This window comes from Vibrio sp. YT-19(2023) (assembly GCF_033337395.1).
In genome coordinates, this window is sequence record NZ_JAWOQN010000147.1 from 1 (window position 1) to 1,111 (window position 1,111).

A 1,111-nucleotide genomic window follows, 5' to 3' on the forward strand; every position below is an offset into this window, starting at 1 on the left:
TCGTCGCCTTGGTCAACATGAGCCAAAATTGGACTGGTTAAAATGTTCTTGTTTGTCGAGGTAATCGAGACCTCACCTGCGTTATCACTTTTTGTGCTCGGCTCAGGCGCATCACACACAAAGTTCTGGTTGAGGTCGATGCACACTGGTGTATCTAACAACGTACCTTTCGCAGAAATGGTTCCCGCTACGTTGTAACTTGGCGCCGTTGCGTCACCACCACCAGAACCGCCACCACAACCAACAAGGGCCAGTGAGACTGCAATGAGAGAATATTGAAACTTCATAGGTCTTACCTTCTTTTTGATGAATCGTTATTACGAGAGCGAACCACTCTCAACATTGAAAGCACAAGCAAGCCAAAGAGCGCCCAAGGTGAGCCACTCCCACCCGAGTCATTGCCGTTGCTTTTCGAAGTGGTATCAGCACCGCACTGATACTGGTTAAAGTGACTCACACCCCACGCTTTTAGTGCGCCCGAGTTGCCGACCACCCGATCGGAGACTTCTAGTCGCCACGTTCCCCAACTAGGCTCTCCAACCAATGCTTGCAGCTGTGGATCGTGCTGAACCGTGAAATAGCCCGTAAACCCACCCGATTGACTCGGCTGATGGTTAAACAGCACTACAGACTGGCCTTGTGGCGACATCAACGTGATGTGTAAATCCGCTAAATTCGCGTGTTCGATATCGAGATAAACGGCAAATGAGTCATCAATTTTCTGCGTTTTGTCTGATAGTGTTTGAACAAAAATTTTGTTCCCTTGCACTTCTTGACCGCGCGAGTTAATACTCGCATCGGTGAGCGCATCCTCGATAGTCTTGGGCTTATTCAAAAGTAGAGGAATACCATTCACTAGCGCCGTCACGTTTTGCCAAGATTGCGCCTTAAGCCCTTCAGCAAACTGATAACCCACTGAAACTTTAGATTCAAACGGTGCACCACACGTCAGCCCCGTTGGTAAGTTGGCACTGAAAGAGGCCGAGTTTGCCAGTTGCACATCGACCGCTTTCGATGTGTCGTTGTTCAGTGACCAATTGCCCTTTACGCTTGCAGATCGGCCGGTGTGAGAAAGCGTCAACTCGACCGTTTCCCCAGCCTTGATGTAACG

The 1,111-nt window shown here is 49.5% G+C and carries 1 protein-coding gene and 1 pseudogene; both read right to left on the bottom strand.

Annotation, left to right across the window (positions count from 1 at the left end; translation table 11 throughout):
- Positions 1-287, bottom strand: a pseudogene (locus R7E78_RS24485) (DUF1566 domain-containing protein); the annotation flags it as partial.
- A 5-nt stretch (positions 288-292) separates the two neighbouring features.
- On the bottom strand, positions 293-1,111 hold an 819-nt coding region (locus tag R7E78_RS24490; protein WP_318058388.1), incomplete at its 5' end, for a proprotein convertase P-domain-containing protein.